Origin of the sequence: Methanoculleus sp. UBA374 (assembly GCA_002508705.1) — an archaeon.
GTDB lineage: Archaea > Halobacteriota > Methanomicrobia > Methanomicrobiales > Methanoculleaceae > Methanoculleus > Methanoculleus palmolei.
The window spans coordinates 150,051-172,437 of sequence record DAYL01000018.1 but is presented as its reverse complement, the minus strand read 5'-3'; the positions used below and the strand labels follow the sequence as shown (position 1 = coordinate 172,437).

27 protein-coding genes are annotated in these 22,387 nt (G+C 56.1%); 7 read left to right on the top strand and 20 right to left on the bottom strand.

Features of this window, described 5'->3' with window-relative positions:
* Positions 1 to 217 precede the first annotated feature (217 nt).
* The 5 genes from BRA42_RS05640 to BRA42_RS05620 all read right to left on the bottom strand — a co-directional run bounded on the left by BRA42_RS05640 (position 218) and on the right by BRA42_RS05620 (position 5,535).
* The gene (locus BRA42_RS05640; RefSeq protein WP_292409809.1) at positions 218 to 1,165 is read right to left on the bottom strand and encodes a calcium-dependent protein kinase; all 948 of its coding nucleotides are present in this window, start codon (positions 1,163 to 1,165) and stop codon (positions 218 to 220) included.
* A gap of 15 nt (positions 1,166 to 1,180) precedes the next feature.
* Positions 1,181 to 1,948: a DUF6345 domain-containing protein gene (locus BRA42_RS05635; protein ID WP_342685994.1), complete on the bottom strand. Its 768-nt coding sequence runs from the start codon at positions 1,946 to 1,948 to the stop codon at positions 1,181 to 1,183.
* A 686-nt stretch (positions 1,949 to 2,634) separates the two neighbouring features.
* Entirely contained in the window at positions 2,635 to 3,762 is a 1,128-nt protein-coding gene (locus tag BRA42_RS05630) for a hypothetical protein (RefSeq protein WP_292409812.1), read from the bottom strand.
* A gap of 19 nt (positions 3,763 to 3,781) precedes the next feature.
* Positions 3,782 to 4,321 carry a hypothetical protein gene (locus BRA42_RS05625; RefSeq protein ID WP_342770542.1) on the bottom strand — a complete coding sequence of 180 codons (540 nt, stop codon included), beginning with the start codon at positions 4,319 to 4,321 and terminating at the stop codon, positions 3,782 to 3,784.
* 50 nt (positions 4,322 to 4,371) lie between these two features.
* Positions 4,372 to 5,535 (bottom strand): hypothetical protein, encoded by a 1,164-nt coding sequence (locus tag BRA42_RS05620; protein WP_342770543.1) that lies wholly within the window; start codon positions 5,533 to 5,535, stop codon positions 4,372 to 4,374.
* 411 nt (positions 5,536 to 5,946) lie between these two features.
* Between BRA42_RS05620 and BRA42_RS05615 the strand changes: the two genes are divergently transcribed.
* The 4 genes from BRA42_RS05615 (at position 5,947) to BRA42_RS05600 (ending at position 8,876) form a co-directional block, all read left to right on the top strand.
* Positions 5,947 to 6,642 carry a hypothetical protein gene (locus tag BRA42_RS05615; RefSeq protein WP_292409817.1) on the top strand — a complete coding sequence of 232 codons (696 nt, stop codon included), beginning with the start codon at positions 5,947 to 5,949 and terminating at the stop codon, positions 6,640 to 6,642.
* A gap of 15 nt (positions 6,643 to 6,657) precedes the next feature.
* Positions 6,658 to 7,434 (top strand): PepSY domain-containing protein, encoded by a 777-nt coding sequence (locus tag BRA42_RS05610; protein ID WP_292409819.1) that lies wholly within the window; start codon positions 6,658 to 6,660, stop codon positions 7,432 to 7,434.
* A 26-nt stretch (positions 7,435 to 7,460) separates the two neighbouring features.
* Complete coding sequence (locus tag BRA42_RS05605) at positions 7,461 to 8,276, top strand: hypothetical protein (RefSeq protein WP_292409821.1); 816 nt, start codon at positions 7,461 to 7,463, stop codon at positions 8,274 to 8,276.
* Between the two features lie 126 nt (positions 8,277 to 8,402).
* Positions 8,403 to 8,876 carry an ArsR/SmtB family transcription factor gene (locus tag BRA42_RS05600; protein WP_292409823.1) on the top strand — a complete coding sequence of 158 codons (474 nt, stop codon included), beginning with the start codon at positions 8,403 to 8,405 and terminating at the stop codon, positions 8,874 to 8,876.
* 256 nt (positions 8,877 to 9,132) lie between these two features.
* Here the strand turns inward: BRA42_RS05600 and BRA42_RS05595 are convergent, their stop codons facing one another.
* A complete protein-coding gene (locus tag BRA42_RS05595) occupies positions 9,133 to 9,558 on the bottom strand; it encodes a HEPN domain-containing protein (RefSeq protein WP_292409825.1) in 426 nt (141 codons plus the stop codon).
* Positions 9,555 to 10,088, bottom strand: coding sequence for a nucleotidyltransferase domain-containing protein (locus BRA42_RS05590; protein ID WP_342685995.1), 534 nt, complete (start codon positions 10,086 to 10,088; stop codon positions 9,555 to 9,557). The genes BRA42_RS05595 and BRA42_RS05590 overlap by 4 nt, the downstream gene beginning before the upstream one ends.
* Positions 10,089 to 10,477: 389 nt before the next feature.
* On the opposite strand from BRA42_RS05590, the gene BRA42_RS05585 reads away from it, so the two are divergent.
* Both BRA42_RS05585 and BRA42_RS05580 read left to right on the top strand, forming a co-directional pair.
* Entirely contained in the window at positions 10,478 to 11,410 is a 933-nt protein-coding gene (locus BRA42_RS05585; protein WP_342770544.1) for an AEC family transporter, read from the top strand.
* A gap of 188 nt (positions 11,411 to 11,598) precedes the next feature.
* On the top strand, positions 11,599 to 11,961 hold the full coding sequence (locus BRA42_RS05580; protein ID WP_292409831.1) for a hypothetical protein: 363 nt from the start codon (positions 11,599 to 11,601) through the stop codon (positions 11,959 to 11,961).
* Between the two features lie 403 nt (positions 11,962 to 12,364).
* On the opposite strand, the gene BRA42_RS05575 is transcribed toward BRA42_RS05580, so the two are convergent.
* Both BRA42_RS05575 and BRA42_RS05570 read right to left on the bottom strand, forming a co-directional pair.
* The gene (locus BRA42_RS05575) at positions 12,365 to 12,763 is read right to left on the bottom strand and encodes a hypothetical protein (protein ID WP_292409833.1); all 399 of its coding nucleotides are present in this window, start codon (positions 12,761 to 12,763) and stop codon (positions 12,365 to 12,367) included.
* A gap of 201 nt (positions 12,764 to 12,964) precedes the next feature.
* A complete protein-coding gene (locus BRA42_RS05570) occupies positions 12,965 to 13,123 on the bottom strand; it encodes a hypothetical protein (protein WP_292409834.1) in 159 nt (52 codons plus the stop codon).
* A 276-nt stretch (positions 13,124 to 13,399) separates the two neighbouring features.
* Here BRA42_RS05570 and BRA42_RS05565 point away from each other — a divergent pair, with 276 nt between their 5' ends.
* On the top strand, positions 13,400 to 14,092 hold the full coding sequence (locus BRA42_RS05565; protein ID WP_292409836.1) for a hypothetical protein: 693 nt from the start codon (positions 13,400 to 13,402) through the stop codon (positions 14,090 to 14,092).
* 94 nt (positions 14,093 to 14,186) lie between these two features.
* On the opposite strand, the gene BRA42_RS05560 is transcribed toward BRA42_RS05565, so the two are convergent.
* The 11 genes from BRA42_RS05560 to BRA42_RS05515 form a co-directional block, all read right to left on the bottom strand.
* Positions 14,187 to 14,969, bottom strand: a complete 783-nt coding sequence (locus tag BRA42_RS05560; protein WP_292409838.1) for a winged helix-turn-helix transcriptional regulator — start codon at positions 14,967 to 14,969, stop codon at positions 14,187 to 14,189.
* Between the two features lie 39 nt (positions 14,970 to 15,008).
* The gene (locus BRA42_RS05555; RefSeq protein ID WP_292409840.1) at positions 15,009 to 15,437 is read right to left on the bottom strand and encodes a pre-peptidase C-terminal domain-containing protein; all 429 of its coding nucleotides are present in this window, start codon (positions 15,435 to 15,437) and stop codon (positions 15,009 to 15,011) included.
* Between the two features lie 734 nt (positions 15,438 to 16,171).
* The gene (locus BRA42_RS05550) at positions 16,172 to 16,501 is read right to left on the bottom strand and encodes a hypothetical protein (protein ID WP_292409842.1); all 330 of its coding nucleotides are present in this window, start codon (positions 16,499 to 16,501) and stop codon (positions 16,172 to 16,174) included.
* Between the two features lies 1 nt (position 16,502).
* Complete coding sequence (locus tag BRA42_RS05545) at positions 16,503 to 17,015, bottom strand: hypothetical protein (protein WP_292409843.1); 513 nt, start codon at positions 17,013 to 17,015, stop codon at positions 16,503 to 16,505.
* 50 nt (positions 17,016 to 17,065) lie between these two features.
* Positions 17,066 to 17,566 carry a hypothetical protein gene (locus BRA42_RS05540; protein WP_292409845.1) on the bottom strand — a complete coding sequence of 167 codons (501 nt, stop codon included), beginning with the start codon at positions 17,564 to 17,566 and terminating at the stop codon, positions 17,066 to 17,068.
* A 187-nt stretch (positions 17,567 to 17,753) separates the two neighbouring features.
* Positions 17,754 to 17,987: a hypothetical protein gene (locus tag BRA42_RS14505; RefSeq protein ID WP_394339237.1), complete on the bottom strand. Its 234-nt coding sequence runs from the start codon at positions 17,985 to 17,987 to the stop codon at positions 17,754 to 17,756.
* 503 nt (positions 17,988 to 18,490) lie between these two features.
* Positions 18,491 to 18,670 carry a hypothetical protein gene (locus BRA42_RS05535; RefSeq protein WP_342685997.1) on the bottom strand — a complete coding sequence of 60 codons (180 nt, stop codon included), beginning with the start codon at positions 18,668 to 18,670 and terminating at the stop codon, positions 18,491 to 18,493.
* A gap of 103 nt (positions 18,671 to 18,773) precedes the next feature.
* Positions 18,774 to 18,995, bottom strand: coding sequence for a hypothetical protein (locus tag BRA42_RS05530; protein WP_292409848.1), 222 nt, complete (start codon positions 18,993 to 18,995; stop codon positions 18,774 to 18,776).
* A gap of 342 nt (positions 18,996 to 19,337) precedes the next feature.
* Positions 19,338 to 19,586: a hypothetical protein gene (locus tag BRA42_RS05525; protein WP_292409849.1), complete on the bottom strand. Its 249-nt coding sequence runs from the start codon at positions 19,584 to 19,586 to the stop codon at positions 19,338 to 19,340.
* Positions 19,587 to 19,849: 263 nt separating this feature from the next.
* On the bottom strand, positions 19,850 to 20,656 hold the full coding sequence (locus BRA42_RS05520; RefSeq protein WP_292409850.1) for a hypothetical protein: 807 nt from the start codon (positions 20,654 to 20,656) through the stop codon (positions 19,850 to 19,852).
* Between the two features lie 546 nt (positions 20,657 to 21,202).
* Positions 21,203 to 22,096 (bottom strand): hypothetical protein, encoded by an 894-nt coding sequence (locus tag BRA42_RS05515; RefSeq protein ID WP_292409852.1) that lies wholly within the window; start codon positions 22,094 to 22,096, stop codon positions 21,203 to 21,205.
* Positions 22,097 to 22,387 lie beyond the last annotated feature (291 nt).

Sequence of the window (22,387 nt, the reverse complement as noted above, 5' to 3'; positions counted from 1 at the left end):
CAATTTCCCGGAATACCATGACCCCAGGTTTTATCTGAGGGGTTTTATAATTATAGGATCACCTCAGAGATAGACCGGACCCAGGGAAACTATGGTCTCCAGGGTTATAAGAACCGCCTGAGTAAAGCCGAATCCGGTCATACCGGTGCTCCGGGGTCTTCGTTCATGGACGGTGCCCGGCTACAAACATCCAAAAATATGAGAGGGAAAGCAGGCTTCACCGTTTTCCCTCATCGGCAAAGACATATTCGACATACGGCTCCTCTACACCGTCCCGGAGCGCGGTTCCGGAAAACGCATAAACCGGCCGGACCTGATCCTGCACGAAACCCCTTGGCTCCATCCAGTAACCAATTGTGATATTCTCGATCGTGATCTGGTCGTACTCTTGCCCCGTGTGAGGGCGGACAGTCCGTGCTGCACGAAGATCCTCATACGCCTCCTCGGGAGACCGGAGGCTGACATTCCCGTCCAGTTCCACCTCCCGCCAGGTCTTCACGAGCCCAACGACCTCCCCGCCGTCGCCCAGGATCGCCGCGAATTCGTCGTCGCCATAGACCGGCAGCCCGTCGAGCGACCGGCCGAACCTGACTGCCTTGGTGACGTCGTACGACACCTTCGGTTCGGTGGCACCTGCTTCCCAGATCTCCTGCTTCTGGTTCACCTCGGTCTTCACGACCTGGGCGTCCGGCGACCACATACCGGTCTTCTCAAGGAATGCGAGAGCAACCTTCTCCGCCTCCGCGTCCGAGGGAAGGTCAGGTTGCTCGGTCACTTCGGTCGGGAACTCTTTGTCAAGGATGTGGTAGGCAACGGCGCCGGAATGTGCATACACCGACATGTGCTCCTCCGGTTCCTTCGAGGTGTCGACAAGGAGGAACTCCCCGGTCACCTCGCTGACCGCTTTCGGTTCTCCCGAGAGCCCGAACCGTTCCGCAATCTCCCGAACCTGCTCTTTCGTGACGGTGACCGGAACCACCCGGTAGAGCGTATACGAGCCCTGCACTTCCGGGAACTCTGCAGCGAGAGAGTACGTACCTTCACCCGCACCCGCCACGGCGGGGAGAGGACTCACCGGAGCCTGACCAGGACCAAGAACCCACATGCACCCGACTGCGAACGCCAGAGCGAGACAGACAAATGCACCAACCATTTTTAGTTCCATAACGAAGACCTCAATTTAGTTGCACTGGAATAACCACCGGTAGATCTCACTGTCAACAGGTGGATCGGCGATCACAGATCCCTCTCCCCAGATGCGATCATCACCGCAAGCGGCGTTCTCACCAATGGTCCCTATCCAAACGTCGTTTCCGTGGGTCTCATCCAGCCCAAAATACCACGCGTGACGTACCTTATAATTGTTAAAGAGCTTGTTTGCGACGGCCGCTCCATCCTCGGCGTAGTCGTAGCCGACCGTGTCGAACCCGCAAACCAGATGAGCACCATTTAAGGCCCAATGCGGCCACGCTTTGAATTCTCCGGGAATCTGGGTAGTATGACACGAATGTAGCAAGATCCATTCCAGATCCTGATCACCCCAGTTGCAGTCATGAAAATACACCCAGGCGAGAACAGGCAGGAGACCATCCAGAAGAATGAAACTGTCGTCACCGTGTCCTGCCCAGAAGACAAGGTCCACGCTATCGACATGGGCTGCATCCGAATCCCAGTCCCACCGCTGGGTGTCTCTATCCCAATCGCCTATGTAGAAATTACACCCCCACCCGGCATTATCGAACACTTCATAGAAGCCCTCGGCAATGGCGGGCGAGTTTGGCAGGTTGTTCCTGGTATTATAAATCTGTTTGTACTCCACACCAAATTCCGGGTAGATCGCGTCGGAATCGTCGCCCATCCCGGCGCTGACCGGGATTACGCATGCTGTTCCTACGAAAACCGTTACCAGGAGCATGAAGAACGCCCATGCTCCAATCTTTCCATTCATGTTTTTCCTCCATTCTCGTTCGCCGGAGGACGGAAGAGGCACGCATGTTAAGGAGGTGATCCCGAAACACCTCAGCCGGGAAGGGGGCATCCCCCTCCCGATCCCTCCCCCGCGTGGCGATACCCAGAGAGGAGCCGTATCAGAGGTTTGACGCCAGAGACCACTCAATTTTTCGCGGGGAGGCGACAGAATGCTCTGAACTATAGGAATCGTCAGCCGCTGGAAACTTTTAGGATGACTTCAAGTACACGAAATGCGTACATCCTGTTGCCTCCGGGCATGCGGGGTGCGTCATCCGGGGCGGCAACCAGGGATGGGCGACCCTCGCACACAAGTGGGCACCACACGCGGCACCCAATGCGATTCTGGGTCTTTAAAACATATAAAATAAGCAGTCATCGTTCGGTTTTGACCGAATTCAACATAAAGCTTCTTATTGTAAGATGATCTTCCGATTCACAGGGCCTTGCCACCCAGTACTCTGCCGCCCCCGGCGACCTCACCTTCACCCATGCCGTTGCGCGGGGAACCAAAGACTTCAGACCCGTTTCGCTAGAACCGAGCGAAGAACGCGATTTTTACAGGAACAAGATTCGTCTTCTGTCCGATCCTTTGCATGCCCGCTTGATGTTCCCGAAAGATAAGGGGGCTGATCTCCCTACAAGGGATGAAAGGTCGGCTTCCGGCTACCGGGGCTCTCTCGGGTAGTTGTGTCTGTTCATCAAGAAAGCATATCCGCCGTCGGTGGTCTGGATGACCGAGACTGCGTCGCCTAACAGTTCAAACGTGGCGTTCAGTTCGGTATCCCACTCCGGAAGTCCATCGGCATTGAGTTTCATGACATGAGGGACACCTACCCGGTCGGGGAGGATCAGGAACCGGGATGCGGACCGGTACGTGACAGTGCCGGATACGTATCCTTCATCGATCGTTTTGATGATCGGAGTTGATGCATTGAGCGTCCTCTCCTCCAGCACATTCCCTTCCGGATCAAAGATGACCTCCTCCAGCGTTACGTTGTTGTAGATGACGGTGCACTCGCCCCCCAGCGCTTCGCTCATGAAGTGCACGTCGTTGTACAGCAGCGGCGTGCCGAGCGTCGCATTCCAGAGCAGATCGCCTGTGGCGTTCAACCGGAGTATCCACACGTCAGAGCCGGTCCTGTCCGGAAGATAGATCGGACCGCCCACCAGATACCCGCCGTCGGATGTCTGGATGATGATCTTCGCGTAGGCCGCCCCGGTCGTCGATCCGTAGGTCTTCCGCCACTCCTCCGTCAGGTTTCGATCCCGTTTAAGCACAAGGAAGTCTTTGCCGTCGGTCCCGGCGGCGACAAATCCACCGGCGGCAGTCCCGACAACCGACTGCAGGATGCTGTCGGCCTCGACGTCGCTCTCCAGGATCTCCCCCGCCGGATCGAGGAGCAGGACCCCGGACTCGCCAACCGCTACGATGGCGCCCCGGGTCGTCTCGGCGACGGAAGAGACCGGGGACCCCCTGCCGGTGGCGTTCCAGGCGACCGAGCCGCCGTCGTCAATCTTGAAGATCCCGTAGGATTGGTCCCCGCGCCAGGGCCAGACCTCTCCTCCAATGAGATATCCGCCGTCGGCGGTCTGGACGATGCACGATGCGCGATCGTCACCCCCGGTATCGATGACCGTCTGCCACTGCTCCGTCCCCCCGGCATCGACCTTGAAGACCATGATGTCGCGGCCCACCCCGTACTCCGGCACAAGGCATCCCGCCGCAAAGATCAGCAGAAGGCAGAGCCCGATCAGCAGGATGCCGGGCCCTCTGCAGGCAACGGGTTTCACGCTCTGGTCATCTCCCCCTTCATCCGCTCCGCACCTTCCGCCGCTGGAATGCGGCTACGACCGCGAGCACGGCGCCGAATATGACCGCGGATATGAGCGCAGCCGCCAGATAGGCCATAACCAGGCTCATGATGGGAAGGCCGATCTCGGACAGGGGCAGAGACATCAGGAATTGAGAGACCGGGGAGGGGGCCTCGCTTCCGAACGCCATTGCAAACCCGTAGATCAGAAGCACGGCCACCGTGACCACGGACCCGGAGAAGAGGATCGTGGAGTGGTGCCGGTCGGGGAGGTGGTTCCTGATAAGCATGAACGGTGTCAGGATGCCCATCTGGAGGACCACCAGGTTCAGCACCGGTAAAATCGGCCGGATCGGTGGCACAAAGGAGAGAAACGGCACCAGGACGGCCAGGAGCAGCCCGATCACGATCGGAGCGAGTTTGCTGATAGCCGGTTGCGCCTTCGCGAGAATGTAGTAGAACCCCAGGGAGAGGAGACCGGCGAAGACAGCCGGGAGGAGGACGACAAGTAATGCAAAGACGATGACAGACGATGACATTGGTTCCATGGTTATATCTTACCCCGTATAAGTGAGGAGGAGAGCCCTCCTCAATCTCTCACGTATTTCACCAGACCGAGTGTATACTTCGCCATATCGAGGAGGCAGTTCTCGGTAATCGATCTAACATCTGGGTCAGTTCTGAACGTGTACCGGTGATTATACACCAGATAGTAGAGGTCATCATCGTAGTTTTTCGCATACCCGGCAAGAGATTGCGTCGAGCTGGATGGATCAGTTATGGTGTAATAGTACCCGTTGTTCTGAATAACCGACTTGAAGTTATACCCCTCTCCACTGCCTTGATCCCAGTTCTCTCCAACATAATCCTCATACTCGGTGTGAACCCATGAATTCAGCGCTTGTTCAATTTCCATACCGGTATGGAGTGGATTTCCTACATCAGTCAGGAAATGGCTTGAATACCCAAGGTTCATGTATGCATTGTACATTGACGACTGATCGTAGTAGTTTTTGGCAATGTTTGCATAGTTCTCACATTGTGCCGGAGCATTACCTGTTCCAAGCACAGGATTGTAGTAATGATCGTAGGAGTGACACACGATCTGGATGAAGGTATTCAACCATTCGAACCCGGTAGGGGGCAAGACCGAAGGCCAAGAGTCGGGATCGTCTGCTGCATCATGAGCATACGTAGCATATGCAGATGAAACACCCCACTTCAGGCAGGAGGTCTCTATGATATCCTGATGACAGGGAGCCGCCCACCACTGAATGCTGCTTTTGGTCGCGAACTTATCGTTCAGGTACTCGGCAAGCGCTTCATCGGCCTGAGCAAGGATGGACTCTTCCTCTTGGGTCAAGGCATACTTGCCAGGAGATACGAAAGTCACTTCTGTTCGACCGTCACGTTGGATCGCAGTTACAGGATATTTTGCCCAAATTTCCCTGAGTCCTTCAGATAACATCTGTTTTTTCTCATCGGAGATTTGAGCCATCTTCAAATCATTTAGAGCATTTTTCTTTCCTTGCTCATCGGCGGCAAACAGTGCCCAATGAGGCGTTGCTTTTTTCACATCTTCATCGATCACGAAACGTGAATCGGAGGGTGTCTGCTCATTTGCCGCAACTACAGGAATCGATTGCTCAACCGGAACCTCAGAGGTTCCTGCTACTGCCGGCACAACTCCCACGCTCATCAGCAACAGTGCCAAGAGCAAGGAGAATGCCCGCATTCCAGTTTTTCCGTTCATTTCGTTTTCCTCCAGTTTCTGTCCTCGGAGGCAGGAGAAGCACATGTTTAAGTACGCAGAACGCTTACGTTCCCTTTGCCTCCGGGCTTGCGGGGTGCGTCATCCGGGGCGTCAGACCTGGGGATGGACGACCCCCGCACACAAGCGGGTACCGCACGCGGCACCCGACGCAATTCTGGGTCGTTAGAACATATAAAATCAGCAGTCATCGTTCGGTTTTTTCCGAACCTCGGAAAAATGTTTCTATAGTATGACGCTTCGCAGATCCGCTGCTTGCCCGGAACCGGATCGCAAAGTTTAAGGTTTGTTCGGCCAGAACCGAACCACGACAGCGGGTTTTATAGGATTTCCCCTCAGATGCAGGTCTGGTTCCGGGTGCAGGAACGCCCGGGCGCACCTTGAGGGATACTTATGAAACAATGGTCATTCACGCTGGCAGCACTCCTCCTGCTCGCGGCTCTGCCTGCCGCCGCCAGCGCCGCACCACCCGCACACAACTATGACTGCTCGGATACGACGCCGACGGCCTACGACGCACGGGTCGATCAGGCTGCGATGAGCTACTCCAGCTCGTCGTCCACGAACGCAGTAGCATCGACAGCGTACAATCAGTTCAGGTCGGATGCGATATTCTTCTTCAACGGCCACGGCCTCTACTACGACGACTCGCATAAAGGCGGTGGAATAAAGTTTTCCTCGGAGTCCTGGATACTTGCCGACACCGACGGTCACTACCCGGGAAACTACCAGTATTACATATCTGATTATGGAACCGATATCAGGGATGTCCTGCTCGCGGTCTACCTCGCCTGCTATTCGTCCCACGACAACCCTTACAACGGGGATCTCGTCCGGGAGACCGTCACGAACAAAGGCGCGGACATCTGCGTCGGGTTCGACGGCGAGGTCGAGATCGAAACCGGAAACTACTGGTCCGAGAGTTTCTGGAACCGGGTGCGAAACGGGGAGACCGTTGCAAGCGCCACAAGCAACGCAAAAGACGACTGCTACTGGCAGTGGCCGATCGGTTACCATGGAGTGGATACCTACGAGATCTCCGGGAGTTACAACAGTTATCTTACTCCCGCTCGCCACGGAGTCTCTTAATGGGGTGATTCAGCTATGAAATGGATACCAATTACTGCAATCGTGTGCCTTGTCATCGTGGCTCTGGCCGCGTCGGTGGCCGGCGCTGGCACTCCAATTGGAGTGGATACTGCGAAGGAAAAAGCGCAGGGCTTTCTCACCGAACCCGATGCAACCCTCGAGTATCAGAAGATCGAGTGCCTGAACCTGGGAGAGTACTACGTCTTCGGTACCGGAGGCGGACAGATCTATGTCAACGCCCGGACCGGGGCAGTCGAACGCGCCACGTTCGATTCTGCGCGAAAAGACTCCCATGAGATCCGGTTGGATCGGATCGCAGCCGAAGCGGCGGCAAGGGCCTACGCCGAAGAGAAGTACGACGGCTTTTCAGGGAAGAACATGCGGCTTACCGGGTCGAACCTGGTCTCTCACGGCGATGCGGGCAGCGAGTACTCATCCACCTGGAGAGAGGAGATCAAAGGTGTCCTCACGCCGAACACAGTCGTCGTGAACCTTAACCCGAGCACCGGCGAGATCGTCTCGTATATCGGGATCCAGCGGGAGATCAAATGTCCACTTGAGCCGAAACTCTCCCGGGACGAGGCGCTGAAGGTCGCGGCCGGGCAGTTCCCGGGAATCAAGGTGATCGATGCAACGGCCGACCTCTCCGTCGAGTACACCCGACCGGACGTACAGACGCTGACGTGGGTGATCACGATGAGAGGCGAGCCCGTGGATCACGTCCTCCAGGGAGGGCTCGTCGTCATCGACGCACAGACAGGAGAAGTGCTGATGGTGAGCCCATACCTCTAAATCACCTCTTTTCCTAACGTGATACAATGCGCTCGAAGACGTGGATATGGGTTGGCCTTGCCGCCGTTCTCATCCTTGCCGCGGTGAACCTCGCCATACTCACCGCCTTCCCCGTGGAGCACCAGCACGTGCAGGAACCACTCAAGCGCGTGAACTGGATATTGCCGTTCGGCCCGGGATTCGAGTATCGCGGTCCTTACGGGAGCCCGGTGATCGTCTACGACGGGATGAACGAGACCTGGCAGCTGCAGAATACTACCGCCTGGAGCCGGACCCTCTCCCTCGGTGACCGCTACAGCCTCGACCCGGCCCACCCGGAGGATATCCGGTACACCCCCGATATCGCGATCGAGGGCGACAAGATCAGCCTCGACTTCTTCGTCCGGAACCTCGCAGGCGAAGACTGCGCCCAGGCTGATCTTGCCGTGACGACGGGGATTGAGCGCCTGAACGCCACCACCGGATCTCCGGAGGGGAACATCCTCCCCGGCGCCGCGACCACGCTGCCTATCGGCGATCTTGCCGCCGGCCAGTGGCGCGAAGTGCGGGTGACTGCGGACCTCCCAAGACCCGAACCAGGGGAGGTCCTTTACCTGACGATCGGTCTTGCCGCCCCGTACACCATCACGACCCCGAACGGCACGCCGATCACCTTCGACTTCCGGCGGGTGACCGCCACCATACCGGGTTTCAACACCTCCTGGAAAGAAGAGATCGACCCCGGCTCTACCCCGGACCCCGACTACAACAGGGCCCACCTCCCCGGTGGATCGGCGACGTTCATTGTGACCGGTATCGAAGCACCGGAACTGGTCCCGCCCCCGACTCTCCGGGCGGATTGAGAGAAGCGGCACAATCTTTTTTCCGGCCGTACTGCAGCCCGGGGCCGTTCCGGAACACTTTTCCCTTCCGGCAGAAGAATACCTGATCGGTTAGGGCCAGGCCCGCGAAGGGAGGGGTTCCAAAGCATGGAAGAAGTTACGCTTGACCGGGACGACATCGCCGCTCTTGCCTCCGGCGTCCGGGTCGCAATCCTCAAAACGCTCGATACCCGACCCATGACGACGAGCGAGCTCGCCGACGGGCTCGGTCTTGCCAAGTCGACCGTTCATGAGCACCTCGCCGTCCTGGCCGACGCGGACCTGGTGACGCACGAGAGTGCCCGGAAATGGCGGGACTACACCCTGACGAGGAGAGCCCGGAGGATCCTCCATCCCGGGAAAGACCATCGGATCATCCTCCTCTTCGGCACGTCCCTCGCTACCCTGACGACCGGGGCGCTTCTCGTGGCCTCGTTCCTCCGCGGCTTTGCCGTGCTCGGGGGGAGCGTCGTCCGGGAACCCCTCCTCCTCTACGCGGGCGAGGTGTTCCTCGGCGTGACGCTCGTGCTCTGGTACCTTGCGGTGCGGTGCCGCCGGCAAACCTCCTCCATACCAGCGTAGTCTCTCGCCCCACACGCAAGCCCGTTAAACCGTCTCCCGACTCATCGCCACCTTTCCCACCCCGAGCAGAGCCGTAAAGGGGTACCGGCGCCCACACAGGTGAACCGGACGGAGCGGGGTCCTTATGAACGGTGCGGTCATGGATTTCCGGATAATCGCGGACCAGATATTCATCCAGGTCCTCCTGATCACCGCCGGCTACGTCGGCCGTCGCCACCCTGCGGCGTTGGCCTCCTCTCCGTTGGTCTTCCCTTGTTCAATCGAGCATCGCCCGGATCCGACCCACTACCAAGCTCGCCGATGCCACCACATCGCGGGCATCAGCCTCTGAGTAAACACAGCCGTAATCCGCGCCTTCCCGCGTGCGCATGGCGAAATTGAAGTCTTCGAGTACCGATGCCGGAAGAAGGCCTTTGTCGACATAAAGAGCCTCAACGGCATAACGAAGGCAGGAATGGCTCTTTTCGCGATAGCCCCCGGAGAAGACAAGGGCACGTAGGGTGTGAAACTGTGCATAGTAACCCTGGATGATTGCCCACTTCATATTCCCCTCCGCGAGAGAATGTTCTGCAGCAGCCAGATCCTGCTCCGCTTCCCGCAGTTCCTTTGTGACCAGTCCAGAGTCGACCGGAACGCGGACAATCTTTCCCCGCTGCAGGCACTGTTCAAACCGATACTTCATCGCTCCTCCTCAATCAGGACTTTTCCCGCTAAAATCCGCTCATAAAGAGCCGGATCGGCGGTCTTCAGGGACCGAAATTCCCTGGGCGTGAGAATGAGCGGCGAGAGCTCGCGGTCGAGCCCGGCCCGAGCCACGGCGATGCTCTCTGCCGCAGCCCTTGCATCACCCGTCTCGATGGCGAGATCGATATCGCTCTCGTGGGTATCGTCGCCGGTCGCCGTGCTCCCGAAGAGGATCACCCTCGCCACGTCGCCCCGCAGGCGAAGGATCAGTGGGTTGAGTTCGATGAGTGTGGCGCAGATCTTCACTTCACGGAGGAGCGGGCTCTCCATCGCTGCGCGATAGACCACAAGGCGCCCACGCTCTTCGCGATGCACCAGACCCGCCTCCGCCAGACGGGCAAGCGTCTCGCTGGCCGAACCCACCCCTATCCCGAGCAGCCGGGCGAGCTCGCGGACATAATAATCGTCGTGATAATGCCTGCCCAAGAACCGGAGAAGCGTGAACGAGGCCCCGGAGAATATGTTCATATCACTGAACATATGTTCACATTTTTGAACGATTCTTATGTGAATCTTTCGGTGCGACCCCCTGGTCCACGGGAGTGCACGCAGGCGAATGTTCCCGGCTCTGGTAATCCCGATCGAGAAGTTCCGTCCCCGCCATCACCGCTCCACGCAGCCCTGCCCCTCAAACTTCCCGGGGTAACCACGGTTCGCCCGGAAATAACTGGACTATGCCCTGACGGAGAGAGGTGAGCGAGGCGCTCCTCCGTGTGACGAACGCGCTGCGGTCCCGGCGGAGAACCACCCCGACACACGGGTAGGCTCTCTCGCCCACCACGCTCCCACGCCCTCAACCCCAAGCAGAACCGTAAAGGGGTAGCAGCACCCACGCTGGTAAACCGGACGGAGCCTACATGAGCGGCATGATCGCGGATTTCCTGGTAGTCGCGGACCAGATCTTCATTCTGGTCCTCCTGATCGCCGCCGGTTACGTCGCGGTCGCGACAAAGATCGTGGACCCCCGGGCCACCCGGGGGCTCTCCGGGCTCCTCATCAACATCACCCTGCCGGCGCTGATCGTCGCCTCGATGCAGGTGCCGTTCACCCCCGAGCGCCTCGCGGGCGCCGAGACCCTGGTTCTCGCGACGGGAGCCCTCTACATCATATCGTTCGCCATCGCCTGGGCCGTTTCGAAGGCCATGCGGGTCCCGGCCACAGAGGAGGGAGTCTTCCAGTTCGCCATCGTCTTCGGGAACGTGGGGTTCATGGGGTTCCCGGTCGCCCTGACACTCTTCGGCCCGGACTCGCTCTTCTACGTCGCGATCTTCAACCTCATCTTCAACATCCTGGTCTTCTCGGTCGGGATCATGATGCTGACCGGGGGGAAGGGGAAGGAGTTTGACCTCCGCCTGCTCGTAAACCCCGGGATCGCGGCCTCCATCGTCGGGCTCGCCCTCTTCCTCGGCTCGGTGGAGATCCCGAGCCCCGTCATCGACTCGATCGACCTCCTCGGGGGGGTGACAACGCCGCTTGCGATGATCATCGTCGGGGCGATGCTCGCGACGTTCCCGGCCCGGGAGATGATCGGGAACTGGCGGATCTGGGTCGCGAGCGCTGTCCTCCTCCTCGCCGTCCCGGCGGCCTACTGCTACCTCATCGCCCCGTTCTTTCCCGATCCCTACATCAGCGGGATCATGATCACGATGGCCGCGATGCCCGCCGCCGCAAACACCGTCATCTTCGCGGAGCAGTACGGTGCGGACTCAAAACTCGCGTCGCAGATCGTCTTCGTATCGACGATCGGGTCGCTCGTCACGATCCCGCTCGTCACGACGGTGTTGCTGTAGTGCGCCGGGCATCTCATCCTGCGGGTTCCAAAAGAGGGGAAGTCGCAGCCATGGAGGTTTTCGCAAACTGGATATACTTTCAAGGCGCTTGCGCAAACGTTATGGTAAACCACTCCAATTGACCATATAAGCGGGTACAAGCGTGCAATCGTCGCTGGCAAAGGGAGTTTATCGGGAGCAGCAGGATTATGAGACCAAAGCTGAAACGGATCGAGGAGGAGCGAAAGACATTCATCGGAACGTTTGTGCGATTCGGGAAGAAAGATCGCTACCGACCAAAGAGGGTCGGGGATGAGTGGGTTACCTATGACGTGACGGTGCTGCTCACCGATATCCGGGACAGCGCCGGCAACCCGATCACCGATCATCTCTGGTTCAACTACACGAAGGGATTCGAGAGTCTCGGTGATCTGCAGGAAGGGGATGCGATCAGGTTCGATGCCAGGGTCAGGCCCTATATCAAGGGCTATGTCAACCAGAGAGCATATATCGACGAGCGGGAGGTCGACTACAAACTTGCCTACCCGACAAAGGTTGCCCGGGTCGGGTAAGGCGCCGGCGGGAGAGGTTGTCCCGGTTCTCCCTCTCCCTGCGCAGGCTGTACCTGCAAGATCAACTCTCAACCGGAGCTGGTCGTTGCGAACACGGGAGTAGTATCGCCGGATCTCCCCAGGTGATGGAATCAACCCCTACAGGAACGCAAGACCCCCTGCAATAACCTGATAATCAGCTTGAATCGGAATAAAACCGGATTTTGTACCCATAACGACCGTATTCACCGTTGTCGCCCAGGTATTCTCTCTCATCAAGCGTTCCGTGCCCCCCACTCCCCGGTACTCGAGGCTGAACGTGACGACCCCGGCTGCGTCCTCAGGCGATGGGACGAAACCGCTGAGGAATACGGCCGTGATGTAGGCGCCGCCTGAGACTTGGATGAACTCGGTGACACTCACATTATCGGGTGTCGCAAGCACAGGTGCGAGCAACCGCGGCTCTCTCTTCATCCCCGGTCTGCACCACCTCAAACGACACAGATATGTCGGGCGCGTACTCTCCCGCCGCCGTGAACGCAAGCATCCTCCCGTAGGGTGTCTCCCGGATCTCTGCCTGCCACCCGGAGACCTGGTTACCGGTGAGCACTTCATCGGGGATAACCAGAGTACCCGTTGTGTTCGCCGGAACCGGGACCATGACCGTGGCGGTGCCGTTCACGGCAGGAACGGGTAGATCGGTGATCTCGATCGCGTAGAAGTTGCCCGGCGGAACGGTCTCGGTGAACGCGAAAAGGAGGGACAGGACGATGATCACGCTGAAAATGGCAGCGAACGCCTTGAAAATAAAGTCAACCTTCATGCAGACCTCGCTTTGGGCATCGAACTCGGGGATGAACCGTGCATTCCCGGGTATCGGTACCTACGGGTGAGAAATCAACGTTCAACGGTGAACTTTTCTGCGGCGCGCATCTACACATCAGGCATCCCTTACCGGTTCTGAGCAACGCCCGCAAGCCGAAGGCGGGAGCCGTGCGAAAGGGTATCCCTACCACGCCGCCGGCTATACCCCGCTGTTCCGCCCTGCGACGTCGGTAGCGACCAGGATCAGCGCCACCACTGCGACGATGATGATCGCCAGGATCCACTGGTAGGCGATGACTGCATACAGGCCGGCCGCGATGCCGAGAAGTGTCAACACGATGAGGTATTTGCGCTCCATGTATGACGATCTGGATGTTCGGGCATATACCTTTTCTGTCACGTTTCTTTATGCATCCGGGGGATGTAACTGAAAATGGGTGATAGAAAGATCCGTTTGGTGGTGCATGTCGTGCGGCACCCTGACGGTCACACCCGTGCGGATCTCCCCGATTTTCCGTAGCAGAGGATTTTTGTGGCCAAATCAACCCGAAAACAGTTACGTAAGTCCTATCATCAGTGACGACGATACCATCAACCATATTGGTACTGCATATCCCGGCTCGGAGGTTCAAGAATGAAAAAGATCCCGCTCATCGTCTGGGTAATCCTCATCTCCCTCGTCTTCATCCACTACTTCTACACGCCCGAAATGCCCGAGATTGCCACGGGAGCGATGGTGATCGACCTCGACCCCGAGGAGCGTCAACCCGATCTCGTGCACCTCTGGGACGTCCTGGTACGTGAGCAGGGTTTCGCGAACGAGTCGGCCGTACTCATTCAACTGAATCAGTTCGTCGATAAGGACGGGGTGGTGCAGTGCACCCAGGCGCGTTATTCCGGGGGCGTAGACGGAGAGCAGCACTTTTACGAGACATACGCCTACCCAAGCGGCAACGTGTTCTACAAAGACCAGATACTCGAGTTCCCCCTAGAGGGAGCGCACCCCCTCGCCGTCTTCCGTGAAGCGACCCTGATCGATTTTGCCGACCTCACCCGGGGAGAGTGCAATGTAACGCTTAGAACATTCAAACACGAGATTGAGAAAGAGTATAACGAAACCCACGGCGACCTTTACATCCTCTCACAAGGCTCGCTCCGCCCCCTGAAGGAGGCGGCGTTCCCGGGCGGCACCTGCTGGTACACGATCGAGATCGTCCCGGAGGTTCCGCGGCCGGAAGGGAGTTCGACCGCGGGGGGTGTACCGGATCGTCTCATCTTCTTCACAGAACGGGATATTGCCCTTGCTGATACGGTTGTCTATGCGTGATGCGGAGAAATTGTCTGATCGCAGATGTTATATAGAGTTCGCAGGACGAACCGAAAAAAAGGCAGGAGGATGAAATCAGGGTCTCAGGCCGGCATCAGGTCCCGGTACCCGAAGCTCCTTTTCTGGTATTCACGAGATGCCATGACTTGTGTACTGCTATATACTCCTTCACATCCGGGCAGAGATAGTATCGCACATTCCGCCCATCCCTCTCGCTCCTGACAATGCCCTCCCGGATCAACGACTTCATATGCCAGGTGATGTTCGGGCCCGACATGATGAGCCGGGACGCGATATCCTTCCTCGTAATTCCCGGGTGCTGCAGAACAAGGTTTATTATTCGGATCTTTGGATGCTCGTTGAGGCATCCGGCCAATACCTTCTCCAGATCGGAGCAGGTGCCCACATCGACGTAGTGCCTCATTCCTCCGTTGTTCTGCTCGGCAACGACCTTTCCCATCCGGCATAGTACCCCCACATGATACCGGAGAGTCCCGATATTCATCCCCAATGTTTGGGAAATAAACCGCATGGATGCCCCCGGATTCTCTAGAATGCACGTATACACCGCGTTTCGATTTTCGTTGCCCAGAACATTCCGACATGAAACCCTCTTATGACCAAGATACAGCCACACAAACAGCGAGAACAGTAACTGTATTGGAATGAAGAGCGCCGGGGCGGATACGCACACGAATTCAAGGATGAGGATACTCAGGGGTTCGTTCCAGGGATACAGCGGAGTTAGACCTGAAGGTAACTGCTCCGGGTATGCGCCATAAACAGGCTGAATAGGGGTGGCGCACACGGTAGACGACAGTAGTAGGATGTAGAAGGCGACCAGGGCGATTCTGGAAATTCGTGACTCTGGAGCCATGGGAATGCATAAGGCCAGTGGCAATAAAAAGATTTGGTTTTAGAAATAACTAAATGCATACAGTTGAGTTCCGGTCACACGCTCTCCATAGACCTTAAATTTCCAGAGCCCGGATGCAGGGTTGGATATCTTGAGATAAATCCGCCCATCAGGTTCGCGACCATCATCGTCATCATGATAAGAACCGTACAGGCTCCCGTCGGGCCTGTAGATATTCAGTCTCAAAGAGTAATCGGGAGTAAACCAGTCCAGATCGAACTGCAGTGTAGATGTACCAACCGGTACGTTGCAACTATAGGAATCGGTCTCCCCCTGTGTGATGGTATAATATTCACGGGTTATGAACCCATTTGCTTGTGGGAGGTCTAACGTGGTTACATTGTTTCCACTTTCGACACTGCCTGCTGAAACCATCGGAATGATGAGAGCAAAGATGGCCAGGAGCCCAATAAGGCGGTTGAATTTCATCAAAATCCACTGATAGAGACTTCGGAGACACTCTGCATAAATATTCTGTCCCATTTCTTTACACGTTTTATATACAGACGAAGTGTCAGCTTCTGGCAAGAGAAGGAGGACATCCGTTTGCCCAATAGGGATCCGGGGAAATTTGCTAAATCCCGGAGAATGAGGCCGGATGCAATCAGATGAATATCAAATGTCCAGCTGCGAGGCATTCTTACACCCCCTTCCACACAAAGAAACTCTGGATGGATACCACGTTCGATCTTATCCCTTCGAGGCGAATACCTGCGTCAGCGAGGGAGTGTCCGGACCAACCAGGATCACATGTATCCCCGTTTGACCTACATCTTCTCTACAGCCAAAGAACAACCAGGCACCGAATGAATAGCCGCCTAACGGCGATAGAAGCGGCGATGCAAACGCCGGATGACCAGCAAAACCAGGCCAGCAAAACAGAATATAATGAGTATCATGAGAACAAGACCGACAACCTGGCCAAAGATCATGAGGAAGGGATCGATCTCCGGATAAAACTCCCTAATGGTGTGATAGAAAAGTAGGAGGAAGAGCATCACGGCAAACAATCCTGTTAAAACCAAGTCTGAAACTCTTTGCCGCATGCCTCATCCACCTGTTATGAAACCGTTACCGTAACCCAGGCATTGTCCCAAACCAGAACTCCGGAAACTATCTCTCGCTCATCGTCCAGAGAAGTAAAAAGCGCGAATTCCGCCGCATTACGGTGCATTCCTCCTGCGATATATTCGGATGAGATAGTACCCCACCGAGAGCATGATCACGGCTCCCAGAGCAATCCCCAGAAGCACAGGATTATAGAATGCACTGAATGCACTTTTAGACCCGTTATACGCGGCGGTATCTCCGATCTCAGGTTTTTCAAGCGCCGTTTGCCGGGCGTTTTCCGTACCTGCCACCGAGAGCTCATCATTCGTCGGATCGATCTGCACGTCTTCACCCGGCTGAGCGGATGCATGCGCTATGCCGCTGCCAGCAAGGATGAAGAGCAGCAGGGCAATGCAGATTTTCCGTCCATATATCTCTCTCATTTCAGCGATCGGATAGAGCAGAGGGGTTCAGTCTCCTTTCGAGTATGGTCGACGTGAGTTCAAATCGTCCCTCTCCGGGCTCGGGTGAAAAGAGCGATACGCTCATCGTTCCAGAACCGCTCCGCCCGGATTTAAGAGAGGTGCTATGTGGTACCCCGGCAGAATCCCAGACCGTCAGGGTAAAGACGGCTGTCTTCCCGCCGCTGGATCCATCTCTCCGGATGTCGTTCCATGAAGTAGTGAAGGTGTTAATTCCTATCCCAGTCTCGATGGAAGGGGATATCGGGTTAGAATACGATATGTCGATGTCGCTCTCGAGGCTGGCATGAACAGAACCGAGATGGTGAGTGCCATGGGAGATATTGTCCAGAAAGACAACACTGCCGCTCGAACTGGCAGTGCTCACCGCAACCTCTTCCCAGGCATACAACGTTACATACACCAGAGCACCATACGCCAGGACACCTGCAAGACCCACCATCAGGACGATGGTGTATACTATTTTCCTATTCAAAAGATCACCGTTCCGCTTTAAAATGGTGCATCCAAGAGGATGCACTTTCTTCAGACATAGTCAAGGTCTTCGGTGTATCTACTAGAATCCATCTCTGTCTCCAACCAGTCGTGTGTCCGACACCACAGTTCATACTGGGCGTCGCCGCTGCCTCGTGAATCGAAGCTCACGCTGATCGTACCACTTCCCGCAGCGTCAACTTTTAGATCATCGCTAGGGTGCGCCACGCCCCGGGCATCCCATACCGTCAGACGATAAACTGCTCCCTGACCGTCAAGAGGTCGGTCATTCTTGTTGCTGTACGACGCTGTGAAAGTGTTATACCCGGCCGAAACGGTGACGGGCCCCACACCGACCGCGTATGCAGTATCGCCGTCGCCATCCGTAGACATGCTTCCCAGATCTATTGTTTCCAGAATTCCCATGTCGTCTGTAATCTTCTCTACCGGCGTTTCCACATCGATTTGAGCCGCAAAAACTGCCCCGACAGATACTGATACAAAGAGCATCAGCACTGCCAGCACCGATAGAACTCCTTTTCCTTTCTTCATCCTTGTTACCTCCTGTTACTGTTCCCGGAGGCAGACGCACACATTTAAGTACGCAAAGTGCGTAAACTTTCTTTGCCTCCGGGCTTGCGGGGCTCTATCATCCGGGCGTCAACCGTGGATGGAGGGACCCCACGAACTCTTGCAGACGCATCCTCGCGCCCACACAATGACATGGGCACGAGTTTACTTATAAATTCTGTCCGATTTCTTTACACGTCCGGGAGATGTTTATGAAAATGCGAAGGTACATCACTCCTCGGGCGCGGAGCGCATAGGAAAGAGCCTCTTCTGGTAGAGATACCTGTTTTCGATCGGCAAGTGTGTTCAGAGATGCGATGGAGATGGGCATCTGGCACAGCACACCCACATGATACCGGAGGGATCCGATACTCACCCCCAGCATTTGAGAAAGAGATCGCATGCGAATCCCCGGATTCTCCCGGATACATGTATACACCACATTCTGTATCTCGTTTTCAAGGATATTCTGGCAGGCGAGTCTTTTCTGGCCAAGCCGCAGCCATAAGGACAGAGAGAAGAGGAGTTGCACCGAGACGAAGAGCACCGGGGCGGATACGCACACGAACTCGAGGATGAGGATGCTCGGGGGTTCGTTCCAGAGATACAACGCGGTCAGATCCGAAGGCAATCTTTCCGGGTATGCGCCATAAACAGGTTGAATAGAGGTGGCGCACACGGTAGACGAGAGCAGCCAGGAGGCAGAAGGCAACCAGAGCGATCCTGATAGTCAAGGGCCATCGCACCATGACGTTTTGTAAGCCCGGTGACGATAAAAGTGTTGCTTTTTTTTATCCGTATCTAACTGCCTATGCCCGGGTTCCGGGCGCGTTCTCCACATATATGGATTCCCGGCATGTATGTTCAAGGCAATCGATCCCAGGTTAATCTATCAGATAACCACCGTCATTCGCCACGGCATACGCTATAGAGGCGCCGGATAACAAGGAACACCAGACCGATGATGCAAAATACAGTGAGCACCAGGAAAACGAGACCGACAGTCTGGACAAAGAGCATGAAGAAGGGGTCGAGCGCCGGATGGAACCCCCTGATAGGGTCGTAGAAGAGCAAGAGAAGGAGCAACACGAAAAACAGTCCCGTTAAGAATCGTGTCCAGCGATATCTTCTGCCGCATGCTTCACTCGCTTTGTTATAGGTACTAATGATCCGACGTTTCATGCCCCCATCACTCACCCATCTTTCGCAGTTTCAGGCCGAAATAGACAAATGACAGGGTCAGCGCCGCGGCATAACCAACCCCGATTAAAGCTCGTGGATCCGGCACGATCACGATCGGTACCAGAAAAACGATCACCAACAGGGGAAAAAAGGCCAGGACAGTGACCGGCACCGACAGGGCTCTCAAGAGTTGGTAGCATACGGATTGATAGGACCTGCCCTCTTCCATAAATGACTCCTCCGGAGATGTAAACCGGTTTATACCGGAATCCACAGTGGAGACATCAACGTTCTCCTATAAACGATCTCTCTCACAATCATCTACACATCAGGCCCGGCAGGTGGAAATTCACCCTGAAAACGACCACAACGGGCTGGAAACGTGAGCTGCGCCGGATGGCAGAGGCAGGAACGATCCCGGCGGCCGCTCGCCGACCGAAACCCTGATGCCATGGACCGTCCAAAATTCTGGACATATGTCTAAAAAATTGGACATTCGGGAGGACCACCTCAGGGTCCTCTTCCTCTTCACCCGGGGCTACGACCGGGAGGTCTACATCCAGGGAGTACCTCACCCCTGAAACCCCCGCACAAACCGCTCCCGGATCTCCGCCGGAGCAAGCGGGATATTCTGGACCGCCGCGTTCCCGGGTCTTAACACCACATGAATAAAGTTCGGGCCCCGCCCCCGGCTCTCCCATGCCTCCACGAGTTCTTCTTCGTCCTGCACCTTGCGGGTCTGCCGGATCCCGGCGGCGAGGGCGAGGAGTTCCATGTCCACCAGTAGCAGAAAAGTGCGGCCCTGAAACCCGCTTCCCATACCGGATCTCCTCGTCTTGATCGAAGATCCACTCATCATCCCACTGATTACGACGGTGCCACTCTAGACCCGGGGCGGAGCGTCACGCATCCTGCCGCCGTTTTCGGGCGCTTCCGATCTGCCGGGGCGGGCCGAGAACCCCGAGGACCGGAAGCAGGACGTCGAACCCCCGGTGATCAGGGAAAAAGATCCATGCAGCTGAAACAGAACGAAAGAAACAGTGCCGAACCAGGAGAGGAACAGCAACGACAGGCAAAAGGCGATCACGACAGGCCAGGCATACTCCCGCATCGGGATGCTCCCCCCGGCGAGGGTCGGTCGAAAGAACCAGAGGAGGAGAGCGGCGGTGAAAAGGACCGCATGGATAAAGATCCCCCACAGGGAGAGGCTGAGCCAGCGAAGCAGGACCGGCATGGAGAGGACGACGATGCCGAAGGCGACCAGGGCATACTCCTTTGCCGTGATCCGCCCTGGATCCCGGCTACAAACATCTCAAAAATATGAGAGGGGGAGCAGACTTCACCGTTTTCCCTCATCGGCAAAGATATATATTCGACATACGGCTCCTCTACGCTATCCCGGAGCGCGCGTGAGGGCGGACAGTCCCCGGTCTTCTCCAGGAGTGCAAGAGCAATCTTTTCCGCCTCCGCGTCCGAGGGAAGGTCAGGCTGCTCGGTCACTTCGGTCGGGAGCGCTTTGTCAAGGATGTGGTAGGCCACCCCGCGGGAATGCGCATACACCGATACCTGCTCTTCCGGCTCCTTCGGGGCGTCGACAAGGAGGAACTCCCCGGTCACCTCGCTGACCGCTTTCGGTTCTCCCGAGAGCCCGAACCGTTCCGCAATCTCCCGGACCCGCTCCTCCGTGACAGTGACCAGGACCACCTGGTAGAGCGTATACGAGCCCTGCACTTCCGGGAACTCTGCGGCGAGAGAGCACGTACCTTCACCTGCGCCCGCCACGGTGGGAAGAAGACTCACCGGAGCCTGACCAAGACCAAGAACCCACATGCACCCGACTGCGAACGCCAGAGCGAGACAGACAAGTGTACCAACCATTTTTAGTTCCATAACGAAGACCTCAATTTAACCCACGGGAGGACGGGGCATAATTCAAGTAGGAAGAATGCATATACCTCATTGCCTCCGGGCATGTGGGGTGCGCCATCCGGCCGTCAAGCAGGGATGAGGGGCCCCCGTATACCGCGGGAGGGTCATTCCAGTATCCATGTGTAAAGTGCCAATGTCCTCAAAGTTCCTTTTCGGCGACGCATAGTTACCATAACCCCAAAGGCCGCTCAAGCGACCACAGATATCACCATAGATGAGGGCGTTGACAGAACAGATTTCTAAAAAAGGATGTAAAATAGTCCTCGATTACTGGCTTTACCTTAGACCGTAAGGGGCGTTACACCCAAATCAGCTGTCACCCCTGAAATTGGAGAGAATACAGAGTAATCATCGCTATGCCCCCAGTGGATACCCACAAGTATCCGATCATGATTGGGCTCGACATGAAAAACAGGTGCTCCGCTATCACCACCTGAAGAAGCATAGGTCGTATACCGCTGATTCTGGAGCATTCGTTTATAATGAGAGTTGAACTCCTCACCCGTTCTAAGAACTTGCCCGAATGAGAGTTCCGATGTTTTTTCCCGACATAACAACACTTAGCCCAGAGCCCGGATCACTATAATAGCCCTTTATTGCACTAGTTACTGAGGGCGTAGTGTAAATGCGAGCTACAACGTTATTGAAAGGGACCCAAGCTGCGTCAGAGTAGGTACCACCGTCCGTAGACACTGTACCCGCATCAAAACCAATAGTCGGCTGATAGACTTTTGTGCCAGCACCCTCAGTACAGTGTCCTGAAATAACATAGCCCTGACTTCCTGAACTGGTTTGTGCTGCAAATCCTGTTGTCGCTTCTCCGGTCCCTCCAGGAAGGCTTGTTTGTAGCATCAGTCCTCCGATGATCGGTCTACAGTAACTAGAACGGCTCTCGGGGGGATAACTGTCGAGTTCAACGAGCGGGGATGAGATGAACTTGACCGGAATGTTGCTGATACCCATAGTCCTTCCCCGGCTCTCAAGCGTCCCGTAAAGGTTATCCATCGCTTCGGAATCCATCGTCCGATTGTCAACGATGGAGACGAACACGTAGCCTTCAATATCATATCCAAAACCGTGAATCGGACCCTCAGGGTAGAACAAGGGCTCGATATCGCATCTGGCATCAGCCACGAACTTATCAAGGCTGTCTTCCCAGGTGCACCGCATCCTTGTGTCTTTGAGGGCAGGCAGTGTCCCATACCTGTGAAGAACATGATCGTGCGCATTCAGGTATTCAATACCAGCCTGAATGTCAGCCTCGGAGATCTCCTCTACAGGCATTTTTTCAACCATGGACGTACTCAGATCGCTCGGTGTTGCAGAAACCGCACCAGCAGATATTAGCACACATAGTATCAATACTGCCAGAAACGGGAAAAATCCACTTCCTACTTTCATTTTTCTATTGTCTCCATTGCTTACTATACAGAGAAAGAGAGGGTTGCATCACAAGTGCGTACTAACCCTCTTTTTCCCGACGCACGGGTGCACCATCCGGCCGTCAAGCAGGGATGGGAGGACCCCACGAACTTTTGCGGACGCATCCTCGCACTCACACAATGACGTGGGCGTAAGTCTATTTATAAATTCTGTCCATTTTCTTTACATGTCCGGGGGATGTTCCCGAAACCAATGGGACAGAACCGCCGCCGGGAAAAAACATCGGCCTATATCCGAAAAAGAGGTGCG

What these genes read in the sequence shown, in the direction of transcription:
- BRA42_RS05640 (WP_292409809.1), bottom strand. Translation starts at nt 1,165, where the DNA reads ATGGAACTAAAAATGGTTGGTGCATTTGTCTGTCTCGCTCTGGCGTTC.
- BRA42_RS05635 (WP_342685994.1), bottom strand. Translation starts at nt 1,948, where the DNA reads ATGAATGGAAAGATTGGAGCATGGGCGTTCTTCATGCTCCTGGTAACG.
- BRA42_RS05625 (WP_342770542.1), bottom strand. Translation starts at nt 4,321, where the DNA reads ATGTCATCGTCTGTCATCGTCTTTGCATTACTTGTCGTCCTCCTCCCG.
- BRA42_RS05620 (WP_342770543.1), bottom strand. Translation starts at nt 5,535, where the DNA reads ATGAACGGAAAAACTGGAATGCGGGCATTCTCCTTGCTCTTGGCACTG.
- BRA42_RS05615 (WP_292409817.1), top strand. Translation starts at nt 5,947, where the DNA reads ATGAAACAATGGTCATTCACGCTGGCAGCACTCCTCCTGCTCGCGGCT.
- BRA42_RS05610 (WP_292409819.1), top strand. Translation starts at nt 6,658, where the DNA reads ATGAAATGGATACCAATTACTGCAATCGTGTGCCTTGTCATCGTGGCT.
- BRA42_RS05605 (WP_292409821.1), top strand. Translation starts at nt 7,461, where the DNA reads ATGCGCTCGAAGACGTGGATATGGGTTGGCCTTGCCGCCGTTCTCATC.
- BRA42_RS05600 (WP_292409823.1), top strand. Translation starts at nt 8,403, where the DNA reads ATGGAAGAAGTTACGCTTGACCGGGACGACATCGCCGCTCTTGCCTCC.
- BRA42_RS05595 (WP_292409825.1), bottom strand. Translation starts at nt 9,558, where the DNA reads ATGAAGTATCGGTTTGAACAGTGCCTGCAGCGGGGAAAGATTGTCCGC.
- BRA42_RS05590 (WP_342685995.1), bottom strand. Translation starts at nt 10,088, where the DNA reads ATGAACATATTCTCCGGGGCCTCGTTCACGCTTCTCCGGTTCTTGGGC.
- BRA42_RS05585 (WP_342770544.1), top strand. Translation starts at nt 10,478, where the DNA reads ATGAGCGGCATGATCGCGGATTTCCTGGTAGTCGCGGACCAGATCTTC.
- BRA42_RS05580 (WP_292409831.1), top strand. Translation starts at nt 11,599, where the DNA reads ATGAGACCAAAGCTGAAACGGATCGAGGAGGAGCGAAAGACATTCATC.
- BRA42_RS05575 (WP_292409833.1), bottom strand. Translation starts at nt 12,763, where the DNA reads ATGAAGGTTGACTTTATTTTCAAGGCGTTCGCTGCCATTTTCAGCGTG.
- BRA42_RS05570 (WP_292409834.1), bottom strand. Translation starts at nt 13,123, where the DNA reads ATGGAGCGCAAATACCTCATCGTGTTGACACTTCTCGGCATCGCGGCC.
- BRA42_RS05565 (WP_292409836.1), top strand. Translation starts at nt 13,400, where the DNA reads ATGAAAAAGATCCCGCTCATCGTCTGGGTAATCCTCATCTCCCTCGTC.
- BRA42_RS05560 (WP_292409838.1), bottom strand. Translation starts at nt 14,969, where the DNA reads ATGGCTCCAGAGTCACGAATTTCCAGAATCGCCCTGGTCGCCTTCTAC.
- BRA42_RS05555 (WP_292409840.1), bottom strand. Translation starts at nt 15,437, where the DNA reads ATGAAATTCAACCGCCTTATTGGGCTCCTGGCCATCTTTGCTCTCATC.
- BRA42_RS05550 (WP_292409842.1), bottom strand. Translation starts at nt 16,501, where the DNA reads ATGAGAGAGATATATGGACGGAAAATCTGCATTGCCCTGCTGCTCTTC.
- BRA42_RS05540 (WP_292409845.1), bottom strand. Translation starts at nt 17,566, where the DNA reads ATGAAGAAAGGAAAAGGAGTTCTATCGGTGCTGGCAGTGCTGATGCTC.
- BRA42_RS14505 (WP_394339237.1), bottom strand. Translation starts at nt 17,987, where the DNA reads ATGCGATCTCTTTCTCAAATGCTGGGGGTGAGTATCGGATCCCTCCGG.
- BRA42_RS05530 (WP_292409848.1), bottom strand. Translation starts at nt 18,995, where the DNA reads ATGGAAGAGGGCAGGTCCTATCAATCCGTATGCTACCAACTCTTGAGA.
- BRA42_RS05525 (WP_292409849.1), bottom strand. Translation starts at nt 19,586, where the DNA reads ATGGGAAGCGGGTTTCAGGGCCGCACTTTTCTGCTACTGGTGGACATG.
- BRA42_RS05520 (WP_292409850.1), bottom strand. Translation starts at nt 20,656, where the DNA reads ATGGAACTAAAAATGGTTGGTACACTTGTCTGTCTCGCTCTGGCGTTC.
- BRA42_RS05515 (WP_292409852.1), bottom strand. Translation starts at nt 22,096, where the DNA reads ATGAAAGTAGGAAGTGGATTTTTCCCGTTTCTGGCAGTATTGATACTA.